Here is a 17624-nt window from a genome sequence, read left to right as displayed (position 1 = left end):
ATGCCCCGTTTCCCCCGGGCCTCTTGGCATAAGCATTATTTCCTGCATAGTTAAAAGCCTCGTCTATCGCGGGGAAAGATGAAGGTAAGGCCATAGGGCGCCCGGCCCCTGATGATGAGGTGGCCCTCGTGGAGGCACCGCAGGTGGTGGGCCATGCAGAGGGTGATTCTGTTTTGAAGTTTGTCACTTCCCCCGTGTGAGCGGAAGATGATATGATGGGAATGAAGGTTGCGCCGGCACTTGCAGCCGGGAGCCTGGCACTGGTAATTATCACGGGCCAGGGTGCGGTGGTGGATGTCCCGCTTCTCGGGGAGGTCCCAGGCGGAGAGGAAAGTGTCAAGAAGGGCCTCGATGAAGAGCGCGAGCTCCTGCCCGCCCTCGGCGGCTTCTTCGGACCTGCCGGCGGCCCAGAGTCTCACCGCGTGGTTCCAGAGGGGGACAAGATCTTTTTTGATGAAGAAGCGGATGATGGCGCCCCGGTCTGAGGGATTTGATCCGAAGGTTCCTTCTTTCGGGGTCTCTCCCGAGAGGATCGAGAGAATCTCAGGGAGATCGGGGTGCTCCCTGCCCTGGGTGACCTCCCAGATGACGGCTCCCCTGGAACTATGTCCCCCTTCCCCTGTTTTTTGCTGTGCGGAAATCTGGACGGTGGCATCCAAACCCATATCCCCACTGGGTTCCATGGCATTAGAGATTGCGGGGGAAACCCTCTTGACGGACCTTCCCGTGACGGCCACCTCGAAGGCCTCGGGATGGATGTCCCACTTTTTGTGGACCGCCCTCTTCGCGAAGCGGAGGAACCCTTCAACGGCAGCCATCAGGGTGGCAACCGGCACCTCCTGTGCATAGGAGAGCCATGCTCCCTGGACGCGGGTTCCCTCAATGAAGACCCTGGCGAGATGCCGCGCCTGCTCAGGGGAGAGCTTTCCCACCTGCACAAGGTCCAGCATATCGGGATATTCCAGATAACTCCTTTCTAATTTGATGAGAGAATACGCGGTGCTGCGGGACATCCCGAGGCGCTCCCTGGTGTAATGCCCCAGGGAGAGGAAGAGCATGTCCTTATAGAGACCGAAATTGTTGAGAGTCCGCAGGAGCCTCCCCTGGTAGAAGGAGAGGGAGTGCCGCAGGGAAGCCATCTTCCGGAGGCGGGAGACCGTCTCGAAGGGATCGGCGGGAGGATGCACCAGGGTCCCGTCAGGGGTGACGGTGGTATCGGCATCGGAGCAGTGACTCCCGGGAGCCTGAAACTCCGGGGGAAGCTCCACCGTGACAGGCTTCCAGGGCAGGAACTCCCAGAGGTGCGATATCTCTTCAAGATCCTTGTGGACCTGGCGGGCAAGCTCCTTGTCCCGCTCGCCGAAGGAGGCCTCGTCATCGAGGGAGCCGATGGCACCCGCCAGGGCGCCAAGGAGAAGGGCTTTCTTCTCGATGGCGGGATCGGTTCCGTTCTCCTTGGTGCCGGAAGCATCAAGGCTATTCCGAGAGTATGCCCCCTCGCCGTGGGTGACGCAGGCTCCCTGGGAGTCTTTCCCCTGCGAGCGGCAGAGAGAAGCTCCCGCGGCCTCCCGAGCCTCAGGCTTCCCTGTCCCGGAATCGGAATCCTCCGGTGCCTGTACTGTGGTGCCCTGCACCCCGATCCCAATGCTCGGCGCCGAAGCGGAGAATTCGGCGAGAAGAGCCTCCACGAAAGACTCCGAAGAGAGCTCCACCTCCTCCATCCTGCGGAACACTTCCAGCGCCCGGTCCCATTTTGCGGCAACAGAAAAAGGAGCCCGCACGCTCACTGCGAGGCTCCCTGCGTCCTCTTCGTCGTCATCGGCGGCAGCGAATGAATTGATGCCGCTTCCCTCGGCACCGGATTTGAAACACTTCACCTCCTCTTCAATTTGTCTTATGGTGCACTGCATGGCTTTTGAGAGCCACTCCGCCTCGGTTTCGGGCGTGACGGCCTGGAAGAGATACCGCAGCGCACTTTTGCGCAGAAGCCCCTTTTCAAGAGCCTCCCTGATGAGGGGGAGCTTCTGAAGGGCCTTCGTATACCGCATCAGCTCATGGCCGCTCCGGGAAGAGATCCCCAGCTCCTCGCGCACGAAGTCTGAAACCCGCACATAGCCGAGCTTCTCGAGCTTCCCGTTGAGAGAAAGAAGGGCTTCCCCTATGAGAATATCAAGCTTTGTGCCGGCGGAGGAGAGGCACCAGAGGTTCCAGTCCAGGACCTCCCCGGCGAGATCGCGGAAAATGTGGCGGCAGTTCGAGCGCGAGAGCACCTCGTCGGCGCCGTACGTCACCAGCGGAAAGCCGGGGATGGCATTGAAGACCTGCCCGCCCTCCATGACGGCCTCGTAGCCGGGATACTCGCGGATCATCGCTGGAGAAGCAAACCTGGCCTTGGTGGCCTGATCAGCCTCCCGGTGAGGGGCCTCCCTGAGGTGAGAGCCAGCCTTGATATTCACGATAATACTCCTTTCGTAAGTGATTTTATTTTGATGGAAACAAATGTATCTATAATTATTATAGGACAAATGAAGTGGAATGTCAAATAATGAAATATCGAAAAAACCTATGGTTATGGGATTTTAGAGCCATCACCACGCTGCCGGGGAGAGACGGAAAGGCCTGTTTTGCGATTTTTTCACCACGAGTCCCTGAAAGCCCCTCCAGTGAAGAGAAAAGGCGCATTGCTGAAGCGAAATGGGAGGGGTGTGGAAAGGGGCGGCGCAGAATGATTTTTTAAGAAATATTTCTGCCATGCGGGGTAGTTTTTTGAGCTGAGCGAAGAGATATTGAAAAGGGCAGCTCTCTCTATGATGCGGAGCTGGGTGGCTCAAGAGAGAGCAGCTCTTTTCGCCTCCAGCTCAGGGCGTTTAATGGAGCTCTGCAGCTTTTCCCCGCGCGGCTTTGTGTCTGGCACTTCTCTTTTCTTGATATGTGGCGCCTGAATGTGCCTGGCATTCCATGAGGAAATTATAAATTTTGTTCATATCAAAATCATGTTCTGAAGCAAGCTTCTCCCGTAATTGCCGGATCTCCTCAACAATGGGATCTTTCAGCATTCTATGCCTCTCCCTTCTTCTTGTATAAGATTTTCAGGTGTTACTATCAGGGGAGTATGATGTGACAGCGAATTGTTTGTTTTGACCAGTCTTCTTTGAAAGATTTCATTGGCAAGATGAGTGCAGTTCCAGGTGAGCAGATAGTCCATGGCAGAATGGACTGATATGGCAAGATGGAGGGCATCAATGAGTGCTTTCTTAGGGAATCCGAGTTCGGTCATATAAAGTACGGCGAGTTCCCTGACTTTTTCGTTGACGGCAATAAGAGGGATTCCTGCCAGATAGCTCATTCTTCTTGCGGCGGCGTCAATGTCGCCCATCTGTGCTTCCTGCAGAACAATCTCGGAGGTATAAAGCCGAAACCTGGAACTATGGTTTTCCCACCAGATGTGGGTAAGCTCCTGGTGGGCAAGCACGACAATGTCACGGCTCCGCCTCCCTGCGAGGTACCCTGCTATTGTGGTCTCCAGATAAACAGTGGGTTTCTTCATGCTTCAAGTTTAGCACATACTCATTTTTCCATCAATAGCAGGTAATCTTTTCCAGGCCGTTCGCAGGCCAATGCCAATAAGGCAGCGATTCTCAAGTTCCCTTCCTCCGCTGGAAGGCTCTTCATATGGGGATTCGGAAAATGCATTGGTGTGAAAACCGCTTTTTCTTTTCAGGATCCCGCTCATCCGCTCCGGCACCCTCTTTTTCCCCCGTGAGAAAAAAGGACTTCCCCTGTGAGCGGGGAAAAAGAGTGACACCTAACAAAAATCCCTGCAGGAAAACCGGCAATGTCCCAAGACGATCCGCTCAAAGCACCGGAGCAGAGTGAGGCTGAGCCCAGTGGCTCAGGTATAGCGGCCAGGCGGGCCTTCAACAAAAGGCTGCTCTTCGCCACCGTCATCACCACCGCCATTCTTCTATGCCTTCTCGAAGGGGCAGCCAGGCTCTGTTACCGCGATCAGGAGGTCTTTGTCCCCGATCCCTATCTGCTCTTCTCACCTCAAAAAAACCTGGTGAATTTCAAAATCAAGACTCCAAGGGCAACTTACTGGCTCTCCACCACCTCTGACGGCTTCAGGACATGGATCGGTGCCGGTCCCGTCACCGTTGCAAAGCCTCCCGGCACTTACAGGATCTTATGTCTTGGCGACTCGGTGACCTTCGGAAACATTGGCATCTCCGATAATGAGACCTACCCGTACTATCTTCAAAGGATTCTTTCAGCGAAAAATCTCACGAAGCCTGTGCAGGTGATCAATGGAGGGTGCATGGGGTATTCATCCCTCCAGGGCCTTGAGTTTTACCGGAGGACGGCGATGAAATACAGGCCCGACCTGCTGATAATCGCTTTCCTCAACAACGATATTCACCCTCAGATGGTCACTGACCGGGAGAGGCTCTCCTCGTCGGAAGCCGCGAAAATCCTCAAGACCTCTCTTCAGAAGAGCGCCTTTTACCGGATGCTCAGGGCCAGGCTCAGCGGCGAAGAGATCTTTGAATCCATGCGGGGAAAAAGCAATTTCACCTCCAGGGTTCCCTATGAGGAGTACCGTGAAAACATGGAGGAGTTTCTCTCGCTGGCCTCCAGTGAAGGAACTGAGGTCATCTTTCTCAACCTGCCGATCAACACATCAAGCATGAGGCCCGATGAAACGCACTACCGCGCCGCGGTCTATGATCTTGCCTTCTGCAATAATGCCGGCTATATTGACCTCGTTGACCTCTTCACCAATTACCAGAATTACCACCATAAATACCTGTTCTCTGACCTGATCCACCCCAACCCGGAGGGAAACGAGGTCATGGCCAGCCATATCGCAGGGTACCTGCAGGAGAAAGGCTACCTCACGAAGTAAGGAAACATGGACGCGGAGACTCACCTGTCTCATTCCCGGAATGGTATTCTCTCCCGGGGGGAGCGATACGAATAGAGAGAGGCTCACAGAAAAAACACCGGTGCCAGCCCTTCAGTGAGGCAGGAGAAATGCGGGAAAGCCTCTAAGGAGTATCTCATGGAAAAAACTCAGGTCTTCAAGGCTCTCTCCTGCATGCGTGTCAGGGAGGGCGGACTCGGCAGTGAGCCTGCCAGGAGCGGTCTCTGGGCCGGGGCTCCCCCGGCAGAGCTCTCGTATTACGACGGCAGTACCCTTCCCGCAGGAATAGAAACCTCGGTGCGCTGCCTGTGGGACACTGAGTTCCTTTATGTGCTCTTCAGGGGGATGTACGAGGAGCTCCGCCTGGCGCCTCCCGGCACCCCCCGGGACCCCGCTACAGGGAAAACCCCGCTGCTCTGGCAGCTCTCCGATGTCTTTGAGGTCTTTGCGGGCCCCCGTGCAAGGGATCTCAGGATTTACAGGGAATTCCAGGCGTCCCCTGACGGCCGCTTCATCGATGTTGCCCTTGATGCCAGCGGCGAGCGCAGGATTGCCGATTTTTCGTGGCATTCAGGAGTTCAGGTCCACTCTTCTGTCCACGGGGAGGAATCACTCTGGGAGTCTCTTTTCATCATTCCGTGGGAGGCCTTTTCTTCAAGTCCTCTCAAGGAGCGCCGGTGGCAGGGAAATTTCTACAGGGTGTCAGGGTGTCCCGAAAATGCCGCCTATTGCGCCTGGTCTTCCGTGGGGAAGATTGACTTTCATCAGCCGGGATTTTTCGGCGACCTTCTCTTTGACGGCGACTGACGTCTATTCCGCCCCCTCGAATGCCGGCTGCAGCTCTGTTTCCCCGCAATAGCATATATATGACTCATAGAGGCCGTTCAGCTCGTCCTCCAGCTTTTCCCGCTCCATCTTCAGATCGTTCACCTTTTCATTCATCTTGGCCATCTTCTCTTCCATCTTCTCTATCTCGAGGTTCTTTATCTGGTATAATTCCTTGAGGCGGAAGTAAGAGAGCTCCATCTTGTTTTTCACAAGCTCTGCAGTGAGGTTGTTAAGGGTTTTCTTTGCGCCTGTATTTTTATCCATGGGGGGCTCCTTTCAAAATGCAAAGCGGTAATAAGGATACATTCATTCTCGTCAAACGGGATTCTTCCTTCTCTCCGGCGATGGCCCCCCGGGGGCATGAGTGTTCCTCTCCTGCCCGGCTATTTCATGAAGGGCTTCAGCTTCTCCATCAGCATGGGCTCCTGGGTAAATCCCACAAGGCGGTCAACTTCCTTGCCCCCCTTGAAGATGAGAAGGCTGGGAATCCCCTGGATGTTGAAATCAGAGGCGATCTTGCCGTTCTCGTCGGTGTTGAGCTTTACCACTTTGACGGATCCTTCCAGTTTTTTTGAGACTCCGTCGATGACAGGCGCCATCATCCTGCAGGGACCGCACCAGGGCGCCCAGAAGTCCACCAGCACCGCCGTGGGGGCCTCGAGAACCTCAGTCTGGAAATTCTGATCGGTTACTTCCATCACGCTGCTCATTGTAGTTCCTCCTTTGCTGTTATTTATTGTTTTCAATGAATTTCATAAGCTTTCTTACCCTCTCATCGACTACCTTATAGCATATCTGCGTTCCCTTTCTCTCGCCCCTGATGATGCCGCAGGACTTGAGGACCGCCAGGTGCTGTGATATGGTAGCCTGGGGTATCTTGAGGCACTCCACGATATGCATGACATTGCACTCGTTCTTGGTGAGGCCTTCCACTATGGTAAGCCTCGTGGGGTGGCCCAGGGCTTTGAACAGTTCCGCCATATCGCTCTGTTTTTCTTTCATAATATCACCACATTCATATATTACAATATTAAAATAAAGATGTCAAGAGGGCAGCCATTTTTATCTGCCGGGCCTGGGGACAGATACAGAAGGCCCATGAGAGCTGGAGGAATTCCAGGAGCCGGAGGTTCCATAGCGGGCGCCCTGTATGAGCTGCTGGTTCTGTGCCTGTATCTGCTGCTGCATCCGCTCGTTATAACTGTTGATGACGGCCTGGTTTCTCGCCTGGGTCTCCCTCAGCCTGGCGTTGTACGCCTCAATAACGCTGCGGTTCTGTTCGCTTATGGCCTGTGAATATGATGAGCTTCCGTACCCTGAATAGGTTCCGGAAGGGTAGTAAGAGGGGATTGACAGGGAGCCCTGGGAGGGGGACACATAAAGGGATGATGAAGGGTACCTGCTGTACGAAGGCGATGAGTAAGAGGAGGACGGGTAAGTGGAATAGGAGGCGCGGGATGATGAGGATCGCACGGCCGCAGGAGGCTTTATCTGCGAGGAGACTGTTTTAAAGGAAGCCCTGTAAGAGCTGTTCGCAGGGTTGAGGCTCAGCGCCTGGGTGTAGAAGTTGGCTGCCTGCGAGGGGTTGCCGAGGATACGGGCACAGTCCCCCTGAAGGGCGTACATTGCAGCCTTCTCATTCGACGGCCCTCCGGTCCTCTCAAGAGCGTTAACAGCTTTTTCAGCAAGATCCATTGCGCCCAGGTGGTTTCCCCTGCTCTTCTCGGCGCGGGCCTGGCTCTCGAGGGCCCTCACCGATGAGAGCCGCTTTTCGTCCTCACGCTTTTTGAGCTCCGCCAGCTTCACGCGGTAAAGCGAGTTTCCGGGATTCATCCCGGCAAGGAGGGTATACTGCACCTTTGCATTCTCATAGTCTTTGAGAGCCTCGTAAACCTTCGCGAGAAACTCGCGTCCCATGAGTATCTTTTCCCGGGAGGCTTTCGCCTCTATCCAGCATGTGACGGCCGTCTCTCCGTAAGTGGCGGCCTTGCGGTAATCCTTTCTTTTCCAGCAGTCCTTTGCCATGGTGAAGTATGTCTCTGCTGAATGGGCTTCAGGTTGAGGCTTCTGAAGGTCCCCTCCCTCTTTCCCGTTCTTTTTTGCAGGGGCCTTTGTGCCTTCCGTCAGGCTGCGGGCCATTTTTTCCAGCGTGCCGTCCAGCTCACGCAGCAGGTCTCCAGGGGAAAAATGCCGCAGTGAAGGTTTTTTCTCGCTGACGAGATATTTCCTTGCTTTGAAAGAGTCGAGCGTTGACGCCACAAACAGCATCATGGCGCACATCACGAAGAGCAGCAAGGTATCACGCCCGGATTTCATAGCTTTATTATAGCAGAAAAGGGGACAGACTCCAACAGCCTGTCCCCATAAGTTCACAATTCTTTAAGATGCCATGCATTGAATGGAGGCGCACCTTGTGTTACACTATATTAGGATGATACCGTCAACAGGAATGGCAGGTCAGAATTATGGACAGCATACAGCCTCTCGCTCAAGGGATCAATGAGTACCGGAAACTGGCGGCGCCCCAGGCACAGGAAGCTCAGGCGGCTCCTGCGGCTGATACCATAGAGCTTTCCGGAGCGGCACCCAGGGAAGGGGAGAAAGGGACTTCATCTCTCTCTGATACGATAAAAAAGCTTCCCAAGATAGATCTTCACCGCCACCTCGAGGGCTCCCTGAGGCCTGAGACTATCATCAGGATGGCCGGCAAGTACGGAATAAGCCTTCCCGCCACGACGGCCGACACCCTCAAGCCTTACGTGTGCATCACCGAAAAGGACAAGACGCTGGGGGATTTTCTGTCCAAGTTCTCTCCCATCAGCGAGCTTTTTGTCAATACCGACGCAATCAGGGAAATAAGCACCGAATGCGTGCGGGATGCAAAGAATGAGAATATCAGGGCGATGGAGCTCCGCTTCTCTCCCATGTCCATGGCAAGGAAAGGGAAGCTTGACCTGAAGAAGGTGATGGATGCCGTCATTCAGGGGGTCCGCCAGGGTGAAAAAGAGACCGGCATCATGGTGAGCCTCACGGTAATCATTCCCCGCCACAAGGGCGCCGAGACAGGCAAAATGCTTGAAGACCTTGCCGAGGAGTACCTTAAGAGCGGGTCCGTAGCCGCCTGCGAGGGTGAGCCCCCGCAGGCATCCGGGGGGTATGGGAGAGTGAATGCTCTTGATCTTGCCTGTGATGAGGCCCAGTATCCTCCCGATCCTTACGTGCCGGTCTTTATCGAGTCCGAAAACGATGGCCTCCACAGGACCATCCATGCAGGAGAGGCCCGCGGCGCGGACAGCGTTCGCACCGCCGTCGAGGAGTGCCATGCCGAGAGAATAGGCCACGGGGTGAGGGCCTTTGAAGATCCCGCCCTTGTGCAGGATCTCATAAAGAAGGGAATCGTGCTGGAGATGTGCCCTACCAGCAACGTGCAGACCGGCGCCGTTCTGTCGCTTGAAAGCCATCCCCTGAAAAAATTCCATGACGGGGGGGGCAAGGCTACCATAAACACCGATGATCCAGGCGTGTGCGACACCGATCTCAACAAGGAATACGAGAAGGCTCTCACCAGGATGGGCTGCACGATGGAAGACCTGAAATCGATGATCCTTGTGGCGGCAGATGCCATATTTCTCCCGCCTCCTCTCAAGGCTGCCCTGAAGGAGTCAATAAAGGCGGAGCTTCAGGCGTTGAACGGGAAGCGCTCCTGAAATCTGTTCCTCAGAGGATTCTCTCTGCGCAGAGCAAATATAATAGTGGTACGCTCATTGCACTATTCTGTTCTGCCGAGGTCACCATAATGGCTCCTGAAGAGATATCCAGAGGGAAAAAGGACTTGGATCCTGAGTCCGATATCGGCTCGGTCATCAATAAAATCCTTCCCGACGGGCAGGTTTTTTCTTTTACCCTTGGCGACATCAGCGGAGACCAGGAAGTGGACCGCGACGATCTTGAAATCCTACAGCATGTGGTAAGCAATTCTCCTGTGGGCCAGTTCATAATGGAAAAAATGTCCATGGCGGACCTCATGGCCTGTGATCTGAATGGAGACGGCGTAGTGGATCACAAGGATTTCGTCATCCTCTGCAACCATGTGGTGACGAACCTCAATAACCAGGCGCGGACCGACGAGCTCACCGGCCTGGACAACCGCCGAGCCCTCAAGGAGAAAACCAGCCTGAAAATTGTCGCCTCCCGGCAGTTTGATATTCCCCTCTGCTGCATGGCCGCTGACATAGATTTTTTCAAGCAGTTCAATGACCTCCATGGCCATGATTACGGCGACAAGGTCCTCTGTTTCATCGGCGAGGCCCTCAGGAAAAGCACAAGGTCCTCTGATGTGGTGTGCCGCTCCGGGGGAGAGGAATTCATAGTCATCCTGGAAAATGCCACCATAGAGGGAGCCGTCAAAGTGGCGGAAAAGATCAGGCGTTACCTGAAAGAGCACGCCGTGGAGCATGGAGGGCACAGGGAGCACGTGACGCTGAGCTTCGGCATCACTGCCTTTGAAGAGCAGATTCCTTTCCAGAGGTTAATCAAGCAGGCCGATGTGGCCCTCTACCAGGCAAAGCAGAAAGGCAGAGACCGCATCTGTATCTATGAGCCGGCAGGCAGAACAGAGGCTCATTCCTGAACGCCGTTGCAGGTGTCTGCCCCTGCGGCAGCCAATCACTCCATGATGAGGAACAGGATATGCCGTCAATGAAGAAAAACAGGACACCCCTTAAGGGCATAGTTGATGCATCTCAGTTTTTTATATTTCAGCGCCATTTCTTCAACATCACGGGGTTAAGCCTCACCGTGACAGACAGCGCGGGGAAAGTCATAAGAAAGATACCTCATCCCGAAGACAGCGCATACCTCCATATCGTGGGGAGCAGGGTTTTTTCGAAGCTCCTGGGCTCCCAGGTGATAGAGAAGTTTGCCATGACGCCGGACTACCGGCCCCAGGAAGTCATTATGGGGATGAGGTTTCTCGTCGTGCCCATAGTCTTTTTCGGCCTCCCGGAAGGATTTCTCCTCGCAGGGCCTTATAAATCCGATACTCTCACTGAAGATAACAAGTCTGAGCTGGCGGCAGCATTCAAGCTCCATAGCAACACCGTCGAGGCCTTTACAGATAAGGTGCCTCTGCTTTCCCCGGCTTCATTGAAGCTTGCCGGCGAGGTGCTCCTTTTTCTTGAGGAGTCCTTGAAGCTCATCGAGGAGCCTGGTGTCACGACCCTCAAGATTCACAGGAAGGCCTCCCTTCTCGATGATTATATCTCATCGGCCAGCGGGGAAATCGATATTGACCAGTCCCTCAACATCATACTGATGCAGTTTCTTGAGCTTTTCTCTGCCGAAGTGGGGTCTATTCTTCTCAATGACCTTCATAACGAGGAGAAAGTGATAAGCATTACCTGCGCTGCCGGCCAGGCGGTGAAAAAGGGCACCCTTACAAGGAAAGAATGCGATTTTCTCAGGAACATTATCAAGACAGGCACACCGGGAATACTCTCTGCCGGCGATATCACCTCTCCCCATTTCGATTACATAAAGAAGGCGGGATGCATTACCGTCCTCTGCGTCCCCCTCGCCGTGGAGCATCATTTTGTCGGCGTGATCCTTGTGGCAGCAAGAGAGCTGTGGAACTTTTCGGCCCGGGACCTGAAATTTCTCTCAATCTCTGCGAAAACCGTGGCGATAGCCGTAAACAGCGCCTATCATCATGCAAGCTTTGCTAGGAAGGTGCAGGAGCTTGCCACGATTCAGTCGATAGAATCGGCCCTCTGTTCAACGCTTGACCTGGAAAAGGTCCTCAGCGAAGTGCTCAAGAAGTCAACAAAGCTTCTCGGCGCAAAGAAGGGTTCAATCATGCTGATTGACGACTCGGGGGAGTACCTGAAGATTGCCCATGCCCACGGCCTCTCCAGGGAGATCATAGAAAACACCAGGATTAAGCTGGGCGATGGTATCTCGGGAAAGGTGGCCCTCGAGGCGCAGCCCAGAAACCTTCCCCAGGGGGTGAGGACCAAAGATTCAAAGAGCGGGGAGAGCAAGGACATACCCGCGGCACTCTCGGTACCCATCATAATCAAGGGGAAGGTCATCGGTGTTCTCAACGTAAGCGACAGGATCGAGGGCGACAACTTCAATGCCGAGGACCTCGGGCTTCTCACCCTCTTTGCCTCGGTGGCGGCCATTGCAATTGATAATGCAAAGCTTCATACGGACCTTCATGACATGTTCTCGAGCTCCATCAGGGCTCTCATCAACGCCATTGATGCAAGGGATCCCTACACAAGGGGCCACTCGGAGCGGGTATGCCACTATGCCGTGAAAATCGGGGAGAGCCTGGGGCTCGAGAAGGAGTTCGTGCAGCTCCTGGAGTACTCGGCTATCCTTCACGACATCGGGAAAATCAACATAAGCGACAATATTCTCCTGAAAGAGGGGAAGCTTACGCCTCCCGAGTGGGCAAAAATGAAGCAGCACCCTGTGATTGCCACGAGAATAATTGATCCCGTGAAGTCCTTCAGGATCGCCATGCCCATCATAGAGCACCATCATGAGCGCTACGAGGGAACGGGGTACCCTGAAAAGCTCATCGGCGAGGACATCCCGCTGGCCTCAAGAATAATCGCCGTTGCCGATTCATTCGATGCCATGACCTCCACAAGGCCTTACCGCAGGTCTATGTCAAGGGAGGCCGCGGTGCAGGAGATCATCACGAACTCGGGATCGCAGTTTGACCCCAAGGTGGTGGAGGCTTTTCTGGAGCTTCTCGCCAGGGGGGATCTTGATGAAATATATAATGCCGGCCTTCAGGGAGCCAGCTCCGCAGAAGACGGTCAGGAGTAAGCAGTTCAGTTGCGGTCATCACCTATTCTCCAGGGCATTCACTCACCTCCTTTCTTGATCGGCCTTATTTCCCCGCCTTTTTTCCTGAGAGCCACCCGAGCCACGAGATCCCTTTCTTTTCCTGGAGCCCGGCCTTCAGCTTTTCGCACTCTGCCCGCAGCTCGCTCCTGGATTCTTTCAGCTCACCGATGGATCTCTTAAGCAGCGCAATCTGCAGGTCCCTGTTCCGTTTCGCTTTCCGCTCTTTCTGAAGGGACTCTTCCAGGGAAATTATTCGGTCCAGAAGCTCCTTACTGCTTGAAGCCGCTTCATGCCCGCCTGTCTCCCCCGGATCGGCAGGAGCAGGCTTTGAAAGATCATCGGGCTCATCAAAGACTATGATGAAGTCTTCTTCCTTGGAGGGGCTCTCACTCATTGGGTCACTTTCCTCAGTAATTGCATAAATAAAGAAATCACGGACCAGGATTTTTCCTAGCCGTGATTCCCGCTCTTTAATGTTTCGACGGCCCTGTGGCAATTCCTTCCTTAATGCTTTTGAGTACCGGGAACGCCTTTTTCTCAGTGCTCAAGGGTCTGGTAGAGCTCCTCGTAAGCGGCAAAATGATCATCGACAAGTTTTTTCTGGAGCGCATAGTCCTCGGAGAGTTTCTTTACCTTCTGGGGATCGGAGATGTTGTGAGGATCTGCCAGGGCTTCCTCTATCCTCTTCAGGCTCTTTTCAATGCCGCAGATTGTCTCTTCGAGCTCCTGGAGCTTTTTACCGGTGCTCTTCTCGGCGGGTCCATGGCGGGCTTTCTTCGGCCGCACCAGTTTCGCTTTCTCAGGCAGGGGCTCTCTTCCCGCCGATCCTTCGCTTTTTTTCATGAAGTAATAGCTGTAGTTGCCAGGATAATCCGCCATGACACCCTTTTCAATCTCGATTACCCTGGCGCATACCTGGTCTATGAAATACCGGTCATGGGAAACGACGATTATAGTGCCCTCGTATGCTTCAAGGGCCTCCGCGAGAGCCTCGCGCGAATCTATATCCAGGTGGTTTGTCGGCTCGTCAAGGAGGAGGACATTTGATGAGGAAGCCACGATCTGCGCCAGGGCGAGGCGGGCCTTCTCGCCGCCCGAGAGGACTTCCACCCTTTTGAAAACATCGTCACCCCTGAAAAGAAAGTTGCCCAGAAGGGTCCTCAGGGCCTGGAGGGACATCCCTGGCGGCGCCGAGTCCTGGAGCTCTTCAAGCACGGTATGCTCGGAGCGGAGGCTGAGCTGGTGATTCTGGCGGTAATACCTGACAGTGGAGCTTTGATGAACTCTCAGTTTTCCTGAGAAATGGAGGTCGTCTCCCGAGAGCAAGGAGAGGAGCGTCGTTTTTCCCGCCCCGTTCTCTCCCACAATCGCCAGGCGCTCGCCGCTGCGGATCTCGATTTCCCCCCTGAGAGGGACCGAGAGGGAGCCATAGTGCTTCTCCAGGTCCTTCAGCCTGAACACCGTCGTCATCTGGGTGTCTTCGTATTCAAAAGCCAGGTTTATCGAAGGGAGATCCCTTGAGGGGGCTTCCACCTTTTCCATTTTCTCAACCATTTTTTCACGGCTTTTCACCCTTGATGCAAGCCGTGCCTTATAACGGAATCTCTCAATGAAGCGCATGTCCCTTTCCAGCTTTTTCTGCTGGAGGTGATAAGCCTTTTCCTGGAGCTCTCTTGTTTTATTTCTTTCCCTGACGAAGAGGTCATAGTTGCCCCTGTAGGTGGTCAATGAGCCCCGCTCTATGTGGAGCGTGGCGGTGGTGACCCTGTTCAGAAAGTAGCGGTCATGGGAGACAATGACCACGGCACCCGGGTACTCCCTGAGGTAGTCCTCGAGCCACCGGGTGGCGGCAAGGTCAAGATGGTTCGTGGGCTCATCGAGAAGGAGAAGGTCCACTTCCCTCAGGAGAAGCTTCGCAAGCTCCATCCTCATCTGCCAGCCCCCGCTGAACTCCGAGACATAGCGCCCCTTATCCCTGAGGGAGAATCCCAGCCCCTGGATTATGCAGTCGATTTTCCATTCAAGGTCGTGGCCGCTCCCTCTCTCGTACTCTTCCTGCAGGCCTGCATAGCATCCCAGAAGCTCCTCCATGCGCTCCACGTTATCAGCCTCTGCAATCATCTCCTCCTCAAGGGCTCTCAGTTTTCTCTCCAGGTGCACAAGGTGGGGGAGGGCTCTTCTCATCTCGTCGTGGAGCGTGTGGTAGGGCTTTACGGTGACCTCCTGGGAGAGGAGGGCAGTCTGGCAGGGCGCGGAGAAAATTACGGAGCCTTTGTCCGGTGGGGTCTCGCCCGTGATGATCCTGAGGAGAGTGGTCTTGCCGCTCCCGTTTACCCCGATTAGGCCTGTTTTTTCCCGGGGAGCGATGTGGAGATGGACGTCTTTCAGTACAGTCGCAGCTCCAAAGGACTTTTCAACGGCATGAAGGTGAAGCATCTTTCAACAGGTACCTTGGGGATAATGGCTCTCACGCGACAAGATAGGCCTCCAGAATCTCGCATGCCACCGCCCTGCTCACGACGGTCACCGGCAGGAGTCCCTGGGCGGAGCGGGTGAGGGCTTCAACGGCGGTGACATTCCGCGACTCCACGTTGTAAAATGCGGCGCTTCTCTTGAAGATCACCGTATAGGTATGGAGCTCCTTATTCTGCTTTATCTTCTTGACTACATCGGTAAAGGTGACGGTCTCTTTCTCTGTCATCTCTCTCACCGCGGGCCCGGGGGCTTTTCCGAAGGATGGTGGGCATAATAATCTTTCTTTATTTTTTCAAGGCTTTTCAGGTAGTCAATGTTGGTCTTTTTTGCCTCGGCGAGGTACTTGTGAAAGGTCTTCTGGGAGAACTGCTCCTCCGAGGGATAGTGGCTTTCCATGGGAGGGTCGTACACATCGGCAAAGGTGAGGTCGTATTTCATGGGGAAATCGGCGCTCCACAGGGATTTGATCCACTCGTCGGCCTTCATGGGCCTGTCGGCATTCACCGAGCGGTCTATGACGTAACCGTCAACTTTTCCTGTCTCCTCATCCTGGGCAAACACGAGGACTCCCACATGGTACCACCATTCTCCCCTGGTGAACTTGTTCTCTGCCCTGAAACGGTAATCGGGGAAGGGATTGAAGGGATCGCTCGAGGCCTGGTCATCGACCATCACGTAGAGCTTGGCGCAGTTGAGTCCATTGCTCACGAACTCGTTCGCGGCCTCATGGGCCCTCGCGTAACAGCCGTCGGGGAGGTACTCCCAGGGAATGGTATCGTTAGCGGCAATTCTCTTGAAGTGGTCCTGGAGCTCTGCGACGGTGGGGATCCACCCGTCGAGCTTTTCAATGTCCCAGTCATTCTGGACCTTCGCCAGGGAGCCGAGGTCCCTGCCGAGCTTCTTCTCGAAGCGCTCTATATCGTCGGCCACTATCGCCGGGCCGCCGATGCCGGTGTGCTGCTCCTCTATGAGCGTGATGCACTTCGGGGCTCTTGAGGTGTGCTTTATTTTCTCCGTGCCGGGCGCTTTCCCTGTAAACTGCGCTTTTAAAGCTGCCCGGCGGCGCCTTGAAGGCTTCGCGGAAGCTCTTGCAGAGATTCCCGGCCTTACGCCCTCTTTCTCAATGAGGGAGGGAATGTCGGATGTGTCAACAGGCGCTGGAACGGCGTCATTCTCCCTTGCGACTCCTTTTGTGACGGCTTTATGATCTCTTGCAGGCTCGCCAGGTGAAATGCTCTTTATCACGGTATCGCTCCTTCTCAAAGCCTCAAGCGGCTGTTCATACAGATCCCGTTCTTGTCAGAAGCATTGTATCACAAAATCAGGGGAATGACAATGAGAGGGGGCGGTGCGTGAAAATTTAACATGAATGTAACAAAAAATTAATATGGCGGTAACGATACGGTAAAAAGATTAACATAAAATATACATAGAGGCCCTTTACTGGAAGATGCTTTTTGCACGGTCTGAAAGAAGTCTTTCGTAGAGGCCTTCGGGGATGGGGAGACTGACAGGGGAGAAGAGATAGTGACAGGATCATTGTCTTCTGCTGATGATTCCATAAGGCAGATCCACGACCAGCATAACCGTTATTTCAACGGCGAGACAGCGGCCACCAGGAACACGGTGGCGAAGCCTGTCTCTGCCGAAGAGCTCCCTCCCCAGGTAATTGACCGCGACATTACGCAGTTCTCCCAGGAAGCCATAGATATGCGCCGCACCAGGCGCGCTCCCCAGCTTGAGGCTGGTGCCGTCCCCGAGATACGCGATGATCCCCAGGATTCGGTCTCCACGGGCCTCGATAACCGCCAGCAGGACAGGTACACCGGGAGCGGCCGGGCGGGAGCCGAAAAAGAGGGAAGCGCTGAAGATGCCCATCTTGCCGCATTCAGGAGAACCTGGCAGCCCGGCGGGGATCCCTCGGAATCTGGCGTCAATGATACCGGCACCCCTTCAGGTCCTGAGGATTCGCAGCAAGGCCCTTCCCAGGACAATACTGCCAATAATTCGGCCCTCTCGCTGCTCGACAGCCTCCTCTCAAGGATGAAATCCCCCGATTCAAAGGAAAGCAAGCCCGGCGCGAACTCGGCGGCGTCACAATATCTTACAGGCAGCAAGGGAGCTCCCGATGCCGACTGGGTGAAGCGCCGCATCTCCTCCCTGGACGAGACGGGGAAGGGATGGTCATCAGTTGCCATGATGAGCATATTCGGGGAGCGCTGACAGGAAGGGGCACAGGTTTTTTTCTCCTGGCAGAGAATCCTTTCTGGTATATCTTACCAGGGAGTGACCAGGTGCCGAGATACTGCACGCTTTGCCAGCGGGAGAACCCTGACAGCGCTGATCATTGCCTCTTCTGCGACGCCCTCCTTTACAAGGATGCCTCTCACAAGGCATCGATAAGAGGAGCCCTTCCGGCAAAAGTGGACGGGATCCTTCCCTCCAGGAAGGACAGGTCCTCCCGGGGCAGCGGTGTTCCCATGCCGCCGCCATCAGGGGCACCCCAGAAGCCGTCTCAAAGCGCACCCCAAAAGCCGTC

18 protein-coding genes are annotated in these 17624 nt (G+C 54.8%); 7 read left to right on the top strand and 11 right to left on the bottom strand.

Going from position 1 to position 17624, the window contains the following annotated elements:
* Positions 1-50 precede the first annotated feature (50 nt).
* From RDV48_01965 to RDV48_01955, 3 genes are all read right to left on the bottom strand, one after another.
* Positions 51-2456, bottom strand: coding sequence for a hypothetical protein (locus tag RDV48_01965; GenBank protein MDQ7821541.1), 2406 nt, complete (start codon positions 2454-2456; stop codon positions 51-53).
* A 411-nt stretch (positions 2457-2867) separates the two neighbouring features.
* Positions 2868-3056 (bottom strand): hypothetical protein, encoded by a 189-nt coding sequence (locus RDV48_01960; GenBank protein ID MDQ7821540.1) that lies wholly within the window; start codon positions 3054-3056, stop codon positions 2868-2870.
* Complete coding sequence (locus tag RDV48_01955) at positions 3050-3547, bottom strand: type II toxin-antitoxin system VapC family toxin (protein MDQ7821539.1); 498 nt, start codon at positions 3545-3547, stop codon at positions 3050-3052. Before RDV48_01955 ends, RDV48_01960 begins: the two co-directional genes overlap by 7 nt.
* A gap of 288 nt (positions 3548-3835) precedes the next feature.
* Between RDV48_01955 and RDV48_01950 the strand changes: the two genes are divergently transcribed.
* Both RDV48_01950 and RDV48_01945 read left to right on the top strand, forming a co-directional pair.
* Positions 3836-4903: an SGNH/GDSL hydrolase family protein gene (locus tag RDV48_01950; protein MDQ7821538.1), complete on the top strand. Its 1068-nt coding sequence runs from the start codon at positions 3836-3838 to the stop codon at positions 4901-4903.
* 156 nt (positions 4904-5059) lie between these two features.
* Entirely contained in the window at positions 5060-5728 is a 669-nt protein-coding gene (locus tag RDV48_01945; protein ID MDQ7821537.1) for a carbohydrate-binding family 9-like protein, read from the top strand.
* Between the two features lie 3 nt (positions 5729-5731).
* Here RDV48_01945 and RDV48_01940 read toward each other — a convergent pair whose 3' ends face one another.
* The 4 genes from RDV48_01940 to RDV48_01925 form a co-directional block, all read right to left on the bottom strand.
* On the bottom strand, positions 5732-6013 hold the full coding sequence (locus RDV48_01940; protein ID MDQ7821536.1) for a hypothetical protein: 282 nt from the start codon (positions 6011-6013) through the stop codon (positions 5732-5734).
* Between the two features lie 119 nt (positions 6014-6132).
* The gene (trxA, locus tag RDV48_01935; protein MDQ7821535.1) at positions 6133-6459 is read right to left on the bottom strand and encodes a thioredoxin; all 327 of its coding nucleotides are present in this window, start codon (positions 6457-6459) and stop codon (positions 6133-6135) included.
* Positions 6460-6478: 19 nt separating this feature from the next.
* Positions 6479-6751 carry a metalloregulator ArsR/SmtB family transcription factor gene (locus RDV48_01930; GenBank protein ID MDQ7821534.1) on the bottom strand — a complete coding sequence of 91 codons (273 nt, stop codon included), beginning with the start codon at positions 6749-6751 and terminating at the stop codon, positions 6479-6481.
* 60 nt (positions 6752-6811) lie between these two features.
* Positions 6812-8065, bottom strand: coding sequence for a tetratricopeptide repeat protein (locus RDV48_01925; GenBank protein MDQ7821533.1), 1254 nt, complete (start codon positions 8063-8065; stop codon positions 6812-6814).
* Between the two features lie 149 nt (positions 8066-8214).
* Between RDV48_01925 and RDV48_01920 the strand changes: the two genes are divergently transcribed.
* The 3 genes from RDV48_01920 (at position 8215) to RDV48_01910 (ending at position 12589) form a co-directional block, all read left to right on the top strand.
* Positions 8215-9456, top strand: a complete 1242-nt coding sequence (locus RDV48_01920) for an adenosine deaminase family protein (GenBank protein MDQ7821532.1) — start codon at positions 8215-8217, stop codon at positions 9454-9456.
* A gap of 125 nt (positions 9457-9581) precedes the next feature.
* Complete coding sequence (locus RDV48_01915) at positions 9582-10379, top strand: diguanylate cyclase (protein ID MDQ7821531.1); 798 nt, start codon at positions 9582-9584, stop codon at positions 10377-10379.
* A gap of 59 nt (positions 10380-10438) precedes the next feature.
* Complete coding sequence (locus RDV48_01910) at positions 10439-12589, top strand: GAF domain-containing protein (GenBank protein MDQ7821530.1); 2151 nt, start codon at positions 10439-10441, stop codon at positions 12587-12589.
* 64 nt (positions 12590-12653) lie between these two features.
* Here the strand turns inward: RDV48_01910 and RDV48_01905 are convergent, their stop codons facing one another.
* The 4 genes from RDV48_01905 to RDV48_01890 form a co-directional block, all read right to left on the bottom strand.
* Entirely contained in the window at positions 12654-13004 is a 351-nt protein-coding gene (locus RDV48_01905) for a hypothetical protein (GenBank protein MDQ7821529.1), read from the bottom strand.
* Positions 13005-13147: 143 nt separating this feature from the next.
* Entirely contained in the window at positions 13148-15046 is a 1899-nt protein-coding gene (locus tag RDV48_01900) for an ABC-F family ATP-binding cassette domain-containing protein (protein MDQ7821528.1), read from the bottom strand.
* A gap of 31 nt (positions 15047-15077) precedes the next feature.
* On the bottom strand, positions 15078-15311 hold the full coding sequence (locus RDV48_01895; protein MDQ7821527.1) for a hypothetical protein: 234 nt from the start codon (positions 15309-15311) through the stop codon (positions 15078-15080).
* Between the two features lie 5 nt (positions 15312-15316).
* Positions 15317-16330: a protein-glutamine glutaminase family protein gene (locus RDV48_01890; protein ID MDQ7821526.1), complete on the bottom strand. Its 1014-nt coding sequence runs from the start codon at positions 16328-16330 to the stop codon at positions 15317-15319.
* 282 nt (positions 16331-16612) lie between these two features.
* Here RDV48_01890 and RDV48_01885 point away from each other — a divergent pair, with 282 nt between their 5' ends.
* On the top strand, positions 16613-17308 hold the full coding sequence (locus tag RDV48_01885) for a hypothetical protein (protein ID MDQ7821525.1): 696 nt from the start codon (positions 16613-16615) through the stop codon (positions 17306-17308).
* Between the two features lie 71 nt (positions 17309-17379).
* On the top strand, positions 17380-17624 hold a 245-nt coding region (locus RDV48_01880; protein MDQ7821524.1), incomplete at its 3' end, for a hypothetical protein.

Source organism: Candidatus Eremiobacterota bacterium (genome assembly GCA_031082125.1).
In the GTDB taxonomy this organism is placed as follows: Bacteria; Vulcanimicrobiota; CADAWZ01; order CADAWZ01; family Ess09-12; genus Ess09-12.
The sequence above is the reverse complement of the archived record's forward strand: the minus strand, read 5'-3'. Positions and strand labels throughout refer to the sequence as shown.

Bases quoted from the DNA above. Each gene is read 5' to 3' on its own strand.
- RDV48_01940 (MDQ7821536.1), bottom strand. From the start codon at position 6,013: ATGGATAAAAATACAGGCGCAAAGAAAACCCTTAACAACCTCACTGCA.
- RDV48_01920 (MDQ7821532.1), top strand. From the start codon at position 8,215: ATGGACAGCATACAGCCTCTCGCTCAAGGGATCAATGAGTACCGGAAA.
- RDV48_01950 (MDQ7821538.1), top strand. From the start codon at position 3,836: ATGTCCCAAGACGATCCGCTCAAAGCACCGGAGCAGAGTGAGGCTGAG.
- RDV48_01910 (MDQ7821530.1), top strand. From the start codon at position 10,439: ATGCCGTCAATGAAGAAAAACAGGACACCCCTTAAGGGCATAGTTGAT.
- trxA (MDQ7821535.1), bottom strand. From the start codon at position 6,459: ATGAGCAGCGTGATGGAAGTAACCGATCAGAATTTCCAGACTGAGGTT.
- RDV48_01955 (MDQ7821539.1), bottom strand. From the start codon at position 3,547: ATGAAGAAACCCACTGTTTATCTGGAGACCACAATAGCAGGGTACCTC.
- RDV48_01895 (MDQ7821527.1), bottom strand. From the start codon at position 15,311: ATGACAGAGAAAGAGACCGTCACCTTTACCGATGTAGTCAAGAAGATA.
- RDV48_01960 (MDQ7821540.1), bottom strand. From the start codon at position 3,056: ATGCTGAAAGATCCCATTGTTGAGGAGATCCGGCAATTACGGGAGAAG.
- RDV48_01930 (MDQ7821534.1), bottom strand. From the start codon at position 6,751: ATGAAAGAAAAACAGAGCGATATGGCGGAACTGTTCAAAGCCCTGGGC.
- RDV48_01925 (MDQ7821533.1), bottom strand. From the start codon at position 8,065: ATGAAATCCGGGCGTGATACCTTGCTGCTCTTCGTGATGTGCGCCATG.
- RDV48_01945 (MDQ7821537.1), top strand. From the start codon at position 5,060: ATGGAAAAAACTCAGGTCTTCAAGGCTCTCTCCTGCATGCGTGTCAGG.
- RDV48_01905 (MDQ7821529.1), bottom strand. From the start codon at position 13,004: ATGAGTGAGAGCCCCTCCAAGGAAGAAGACTTCATCATAGTCTTTGAT.
- RDV48_01900 (MDQ7821528.1), bottom strand. From the start codon at position 15,046: ATGCTTCACCTTCATGCCGTTGAAAAGTCCTTTGGAGCTGCGACTGTA.